Source organism: uncultured Faecalicoccus sp. (assembly GCF_944325745.1).
GTDB lineage: Bacteria > Bacillota_I > Bacilli_A > Erysipelotrichales > Erysipelotrichaceae > Faecalicoccus.
In genome coordinates this window covers 1-7,002 of the sequence record NZ_CALVBG010000059.1, presented here as the reverse complement: position 1 = coordinate 7,002, position 7,002 = coordinate 1, and the positions used below count along the sequence as shown (strand labels likewise).

Annotated in this window: 6 protein-coding genes, 1 pseudogene and 1 other annotated feature; of the genes and pseudogenes, 3 read left to right on the top strand and 4 right to left on the bottom strand. The window is 44.0% G+C overall.

Annotated features, from left to right (window positions below):
• Positions 1 to 227, bottom strand: a pseudogene (locus Q0J48_RS05985) (uracil-DNA glycosylase); the annotation flags it as partial.
• 48 nt (positions 228 to 275) lie between these two features.
• Between Q0J48_RS05985 and Q0J48_RS05980 the strand changes: the two are divergent.
• Entirely contained in the window at positions 276 to 1,454 is a 1,179-nt protein-coding gene (locus Q0J48_RS05980; protein WP_296242493.1) for a Mur ligase family protein, read from the top strand.
• Here Q0J48_RS05980 and Q0J48_RS05975 read toward each other — a convergent pair.
• Genes Q0J48_RS05975 through mnmE form a run of 3 tightly spaced genes read right to left on the bottom strand, consistent with a single transcriptional unit; the run spans position 1,441 to position 4,169 of the window.
• The gene (locus Q0J48_RS05975; protein WP_296242492.1) at positions 1,441 to 2,481 is read right to left on the bottom strand and encodes a metallophosphoesterase; all 1,041 of its coding nucleotides are present in this window, start codon (positions 2,479 to 2,481) and stop codon (positions 1,441 to 1,443) included. The genes Q0J48_RS05980 and Q0J48_RS05975 overlap by 14 nt on opposite strands.
• Before the next feature lies 1 nt (position 2,482).
• Positions 2,483 to 2,833 (bottom strand): DUF1622 domain-containing protein, encoded by a 351-nt coding sequence (locus Q0J48_RS05970; protein ID WP_296242491.1) that lies wholly within the window; start codon positions 2,831 to 2,833, stop codon positions 2,483 to 2,485.
• Between the two features lie 7 nt (positions 2,834 to 2,840).
• Positions 2,841 to 4,169: a tRNA uridine-5-carboxymethylaminomethyl(34) synthesis GTPase MnmE gene (gene mnmE, locus Q0J48_RS05965; RefSeq protein ID WP_296242489.1), complete on the bottom strand. Its 1,329-nt coding sequence runs from the start codon at positions 4,167 to 4,169 to the stop codon at positions 2,841 to 2,843.
• Between the two features lie 52 nt (positions 4,170 to 4,221).
• Between mnmE and Q0J48_RS05960 the strand changes: the two genes are divergently transcribed.
• Both Q0J48_RS05960 and lysS read left to right on the top strand, forming a co-directional pair.
• Positions 4,222 to 4,821 (top strand): L-threonylcarbamoyladenylate synthase, encoded by a 600-nt coding sequence (locus Q0J48_RS05960; RefSeq protein WP_296242488.1) that lies wholly within the window; start codon positions 4,222 to 4,224, stop codon positions 4,819 to 4,821.
• Positions 4,822 to 4,867: 46 nt separating this feature from the next.
• Positions 4,868 to 5,077: a binding site (T-box leader), on the top strand.
• 33 nt (positions 5,078 to 5,110) lie between these two features.
• Positions 5,111 to 7,002 (top strand): lysine--tRNA ligase (lysS, locus tag Q0J48_RS05955; RefSeq protein ID WP_296242487.1); only part of this gene is annotated, 1,892 nt, incomplete at its 3' end.

Sequence of the window (7,002 nt, the reverse complement as noted above, 5' to 3'; positions counted from 1 at the left end):
AATGCGAAACCTTGTGCCTGCCCAGGCTGATGATACGGGTCTTGTCCTAAGATCACCACTTTTGTATCGTGCAAAGAAGTAGTTAAAAACGCATTGAATATTTTTTCTTTGGGGGGATAGACCTTTTTTGTCTTGTATTCGCGCGCAAGAAAATAGTTGATCTTGTTGAGATAATCCTTCTGAATCTCAGTATCAAAGAGTTCTTGCCAATCGTTATTAAATTTCATTACCTGCCTCCATGGAAGTTTTTCTTGAATTCTATTATAATACGAATCATGAACCTACAAGAAAAAATCCAAGAAATGGAGTCAAAAAAAAGTCGAAATATGGATCTGGACAGCTTTCGAAAGATCTTGGATCAGAAAATTCCGGATCATCGAAAATTACCCAAGATCCAAGTGGCCGGCACCAACGGGAAGGGCAGTACGAGTACATGGCTTTCCTTGTTGTTGGAAAAAAGCGGATTAACAGTAGGCTTGTTTACATCTCCTCACTTGGTTGTCCATAATGAAAGGATCCGGATCCAAAAGAAAATGATCTCTGATTCTGACCTGGAACGATTATACGATCAGTATCGTCCATTGTTTCTGGAAAAAGGCTTTACGATGTTTGAGATGGATCTGTTTTTGGCTCTTGCCTATTTTTTAGAGAACCAAGTGGATATTGCGATCATCGAAGTGGGGTTAGGCGGAAGATTGGATGCCTCCACGGCCTTAGATTATAAAGCAACAGTACTGACCAATATCGGGCTAGAACATACGGAGATCTTAGGGGACACGTTAGAACAGATTGCTTATGAAAAAAGTGGGATCTTTAAAACCGGAGTTTTAGCGGTTTGCGGGGTGGAACAGCCCGAATGCCAGAAAGTGATCGATCAAAGAGCCCGAGAGAAACGAGCACTGCTCTATTATTCCTATATGCCTGAAGTAGTTCAGAAAGGGAAAAAATATTTTGTATATTATCTGGATGGGGTCCTGGTATTTGACAAGCCCTATTATCAGTTGAAAAACTTCATTTTAGCTTGCGATACGTTGTATCATCTGAATTTCCGCTTACATTATCCTCTATTACAGGAAACCATCGATGATTTTCATTTTTCCGGCCGGTGCATGCCTTTAAGAAAACGGCCTTTGGTTCTAGTGGACGGTGCCCATAATGTACACGGAATCCAAGCTTTGGTTTCTTCCTTAAAGACATGGAGAGGGCAAATCTATTTTTCCGTTTTGAAGGAAAAAGATGCCCCTCTTATGATTGAGCTGCTGAAGACATTAAAAGCACCGATCACTTTAGTGGATTTTGAAAGCGACCGGCTTTACCCTTTAAAAAACTTGGGCTTGCCGATCCTTTCCATGGACGCATTAAAAAAACGGCTTCAAGAAACGCATGAGCCGTCTTTAGTTTGCGGATCTTTATATTTTGTAGCCGAAGTGATGAAACAGTTTAATCGTTCGTGATGTGGATCACGACATATTCGCTTTTCCCTTCGGTACGCAAAGGGAATCCCCATCCGTTGACTCCGGAACTAGTGATCTGGGTGAATCCTTGTTCTTGTTGGATGCCGTAGTCATGTTCGTTGACATGGAACAGGCTGGATAAAAATCCCAAAGGGAAGATCTGCCCGCGATGGGTATGGCCCGAGATCTGCAAATCGATATCGTTTTGGATGCAGTTGTCTAATTCGATAGGCTGATGATCTAAGACAATCTTATAGGTATCCTCTGTTGAACCGGCGAGCTCTTCTAAGCTTTTCCGGTCTTTTTCTTCGGCATCCTCGCGTCCGATCAAAGTGATCGCGTCTGTTTGGACCACTGTATCTTGAAGAACTTGGATCTGATTTTGTTCAAGCTCCTTTTTGATTTCTTCTTTGGTGAAGACAGGCTGCGATGAATAATGTTGATTATCGTGATTTCCGTAGACATAATACACAGGCGCCACTTGACTGAGTTTTCCCAGTTTGGAAAAGACACTTTCCATTTCTTTTTTTGTAGTGAATTCATCTACGATATCGCCGCCCAACGCATAGAAATCCGGTTCTTCCTTCTGGAGACGGTCGACCAGTTTGGTCAAAGAAAGAGGCGTCATTCCGGTGGGATAATGAAGATCGGCGATATAGACGATCTTTGTTGATTCCATTTCTTTATCGGTCGAAAGGGTGTAGATCGTTGGCTCGATATGATGAAGATTATAGATGCCGTACCCTAAAATACCGCTTGTCAGTAAGAGCGGAATCAAGAAAAGAAAAAGATTCACTGGCTTATGAAACAAAAAATAACCCAGCTGCACGATCAACAATAAGCAGAAAAAATGAAAATAAAAAGCCGGGAAGAGCGTGTTGAATGTAATGCACGGCAGTAAAAATAAGAACACAAGTCCAATCAAGATCTTTAGATTGATCTGCGGCATCCATCTATGAATCAAAAAGACGAGGTCTGCTCCCAAAGCCAGGCAGACAAGTCCTAAACCAATTTTAAGATAGATCATATTATTCAATATCCTCGATTTCATCTGTGAGCGCATTGGCGCTTTTCCATTCCCAATGGATCAAAAAAGTAATGGCGGCTTTGACTAAGATCAAAGCACCGATCTGAATGATCTCATCTAAAGAACGAACGGTGATCGTACGAATGATCTCTGCAGCCAATTTAAACGTCAAGGCAATACTGAGCCCGCGCAACAAAGGCTTTTTTGTATTTTTGTCCTTTTGAAAAAGATTCAATATACTGCGGAAGGCACTAAAAACGATGATTGCCAATGCCACAGCTTCCAAAAGATACAAAGATAGATAGGCTGCGCTGCACAGTATCGTATGCACTTGTTCTAAAAAGTGTTCCATAAATACCCTACTTTCCTAGACAGAATTTAGAAAACAATGTATCCAGAAGATCTTCGCGATGGACTTCCCCCAAGATCTCTTTGAGATCCTCATAAGCCTCCTGGATGTCGATTTCTACTAAATCTGGTTCTGTGTGATCTTCCAAAGCAAGCTGCGCTCTGGTCATGGCAGATCTTGCCTGTTGAAGAAGACCAATCTGGCGTTCGTTTGACAGAACAGGCTCTTCTTTTAACAAGTCATTTTGATACAGTGTTTCCAAGGCATCAATCAAAGGCTGGATCTGATGATTTTTGGCAGAGATGCAGATTCCTTCTTGTGAGGTGTCGCTTAGATCTTGTTTGTTCCAGATGATCAAGCGCAGTTTATCTTTTGTTTTTTCTAACAGATCTTCATCTTCTTTTGTCAGAGGATGACTGCCATCCAAGACCAGCAGCACGAGTTTGGCTTGTTGGAGCTTTTCTTGACTTTTTTCGATACCGATCTGTTCAATCTTGTCGCTGGCATGCCGGATCCCGGCGGTATCGATCAAGTTGAGCTGGACCGAGCCGATATGGATCTGTCCTTCGACAATATCACGGGTTGTTCCCGCAATATCAGTCACGATGGCTTTATCTTCTTCAAGCAAGGCATTGAGAAGAGAACTTTTTCCAACGTTGGGGCGGCCGATGATCACTGTATCGATCCCGTTTTTGATAAGCTGTCCAGTATTGGCTTTTTTTAAGATCGCATCGATCCGGTCAAGCCATTCTTTGACCTTTGGTAAGAGATCTTGTTGCGTAAGTTGTTCGATATCTTCATATTCCGGATAGTCGATATTGACTTCGATTTGAGCGATGATGTCCAGAAGATCCTCGATCAAAGGCTGTAATAATTGATGAACGCTGCCGCGGATCCCTCTGATCGCCATTTTGGCTGCCGAATCGTTGGTCGCTTCGATCATGTCTTCGACGGCTTCCGCCTGTGAAAGATCGATCCTGCCATGATAAAAAGCCCGCTGGGTAAATTCGCCGGGTTTTGCCAGTTTGGCGCCATGGCTCAAGACGATGGACAAGATCTTGCGCGTGATAAAGATCCCGCCATGACAGTTGATTTCTATGATATCTTCCCGGGTATATGTTTTAGGGGCCCGGAAGACAGAAACCAAAACTTCGTCTACCGGCTCTTTATGATCATCAAGGATGTGACCATAGTGGATCGTATGCGAAGGAACATGAGACAAATCTTTGGTGAAGATCTGATTGACAATGGGTATGGCATCTTCTCCACTCAAACGGACAATCGAAATGGCTCCTTCTTTTAAGGCGGTCGATATGGCACAGATCGTATGATCAAACATGAGAATCATCCTTTCACTTGTATCTATTCTATCATAAACCTATAATAGGAATATGCGTACTTATCAAAAAGAACAAATCAAAGAAGTAGTACAAGCCTTTCAAGATCATCAGATCTTGGCAGTCCCGACCGATACGGTGTATGGGGTTGGGGTATTGTATGGAGACCTAAAGGATCTTGAACGTTTGAAACACGCCAAACATCGTCCGGAAACCAAACCCATTCCGATGATGGTGGCCAATGTGGAGCAGATGAAACAAGTGGCCTATGTGGATTCACGAATCGAAAAGATCGCTGCCCGCTTTTTGCCGGGGGCTTTGACCCTGGTTTTACGTGTCAAGGAAACGGTGCCCAAAGCGTATACCAATGGCTTGGATACGATTGCGATCCGTATCCCGGAAGAAGACTTCTTGCTGGAGGTGATCCAGGAATTGAATGCACCTTTGTTGGTGACAAGCGCCAACCAGTCAGGGGCCAAGACAGCTCTATGCAGTGAAGATGTATTGGAACAGCTGCCCGATATTGATGGAATCGTATTAGGAAAGTGCAAGGCGTTACAGGCGAGCACGATCGTAGACTGTACCCGGGAAACATTAACGATCCTGCGGCCGGGTCCCATTACGCTGGAACAATTAAAAGAAGCAGCTGATTAACAGTTTTTCGTTGACAAAGTTTTCGAGCTTTAGTACGATACATCCCGTAAAGGCTATGAAGAGGACGAGTACTTTAGGAAAATGTTCAAGAGAGCTTTTGGATGGTGGAAAAAAGCACAGGACCTAAAGGAATAAAACCTTGGAGCTGCATGTAGTTCCTGCATTAAAGGAAGCGCTGTTATTGGACAGCGGCAGAGGTCTTTCAAAGTGATTTGAAAGATGAATTAGGGTGGTAACACGAGCATTCGTCCCTTGGATGAGTGCTTTTTATTTTGAAAAAGGAGAATTTATGGCACAACAAAAATTAACGGAACAAGAAAAAGTACGTCGCCAGAAAATGCAAGATCTGGCAGAAATGGGAATTGATCCCTTTGGGCAAGCTTATCAGCGAACATCGACCTCAGGAAAGATTACGGCACAATATGAAGACATGACCAAAGAACAGCTGCAGGAGCTGGATGTTCATGTGAAGATCGCCGGTCGTATCATGACCAAACGCCGTCAGGGGAAAGCCGGCTTTATGCACATCCAAGATGTGGATGGGCAGATCCAGATCTATGTTCGTAAAGATGAGGTGGGCGAAGAACAGTATGAGATCTTCAAGAAAAATGATATCGGCGATATTGTAGGAATCGAAGGAACAGTCATGAAGACCGATCATGGCCAGCTCTCGGTACGCGCTAAAGTCTATACGCATTTATCAAAAGCTTTGCGTCCTTTACCGGAAAAGTACCATGGCCTGACTGATGTGGAAGAACGTTTCCGCCGTCGTTATGTGGATCTGATCATGAATCCGGAAGCTAAACATATTGCCTTGACACGGCCAAGAATCATTCGCGCCGTGCAGGAATATTTGGATGGCCAAGGATTGGTGGAAGTGGAAACGCCGGTATTACAGCCTATCTTAGGAGGGGCTGCAGCTCGTCCATTCATCACGCATCACAACACACTGAATATGCCTTTCTATTTGCGAATCGCTACAGAGCTTCCTTTGAAGCGCTTGATCGTTGGAGGCCTGGAAGGTGTGTATGAGATCGGCCGTTTGTTTCGAAATGAAGGAATGGATGCAACCCACAATCCGGAATTTACGACCGTCGAAGCGTATGTGGCTTACAGCGATCTGCATGGCATGATGGATCTGATCGAAGGGTTATTTGATTTTGTCGCCAACAAAGTTTTGGGAACGACCGAAATTACTTATCAGGGACAGGAAATTTCCTTGAAAGCTCCCTTTAAGCGCATCACGATGTGCGAAGCCGTCAAGGAAAAAACGGGTATCGACTTTAAACAAGAAATGAGTTATGAACAAGCCGTTGCCTTGGCTAAGGAACACGATATCGAAGTGGATAAGATCCATAACTCGGTAGGTCATATCATTCAGCTGTTCTTTGATAAATATGTTGAAGAAACCATTGTACAGCCAACGTTTGTTTATGAATATCCAATCGAGATTAGCCCGCTGGCCAAAAAATGTAAAGAGGATCCGCGCTTTACCGACCGTTATGAACTCTTTATCTGCGGTCATGAATATGCCAATGCCTTCTCAGAATTGAACGATCCGATCGATCAAAGAGAACGCTTTGAAAAACAGTTGGAACTTCGTGATCTAGGGGATGAAGAAGCCAATGAGATGGATGTTGACTATGTTGAAGCTTTGGAATACGGCATGCCTCCGACCGGTGGAGTCGGGCTGGGAATCGACCGCTTCGTGATGCTTCTGACGGATCAAAGAACAATCCGTGAAGTCCTCTTGTTCCCGCATATGAAGCTGACCGGAGAATCCAAAGGCGCTAAAGTGGAAAAAGAATACACACCTTTGATCCCGGTAGAAGTTAGTGCTCTGACCAACAAGAAACCGACGATTGATTATTCCAAGGTAGAGATCGAACCGTTGTTCAAAGACTTCGTGGACTTCGAGACCTTCTCAAAATCCGATTTTAGAGCCGTGAAAGTCAAAGATTGTACGGCCGTTCCAAAATCGAAGAAACTGTTACAGTTTGTATTGGATGACGGAAGCGGGGAAGACCGCATCATCTTAAGCGGCATCCACGATTACTATGAACCTGAAGAACTGATCGGCAAGACCTTGGTGGCCATCACGAATCTGCCTCCTCGTAAAATGATGGGGATCGATTCTTGCGGCATGATCATCTCGGCGGTACATAGTGAAGCCGGAGAAGA

Bases quoted from the DNA above. Each gene is read 5' to 3' on its own strand.
- Q0J48_RS05980 (WP_296242493.1), top strand. From the start codon at position 276: ATGAACCTACAAGAAAAAATCCAAGAAATGGAGTCAAAAAAAAGTCGA.
- Q0J48_RS05975 (WP_296242492.1), bottom strand. From the start codon at position 2,481: ATGATCTATCTTAAAATTGGTTTAGGACTTGTCTGCCTGGCTTTGGGA.
- Q0J48_RS05970 (WP_296242491.1), bottom strand. From the start codon at position 2,833: ATGGAACACTTTTTAGAACAAGTGCATACGATACTGTGCAGCGCAGCC.
- mnmE (WP_296242489.1), bottom strand. From the start codon at position 4,169: ATGTTTGATCATACGATCTGTGCCATATCGACCGCCTTAAAAGAAGGA.
- Q0J48_RS05960 (WP_296242488.1), top strand. From the start codon at position 4,222: ATGCGTACTTATCAAAAAGAACAAATCAAAGAAGTAGTACAAGCCTTT.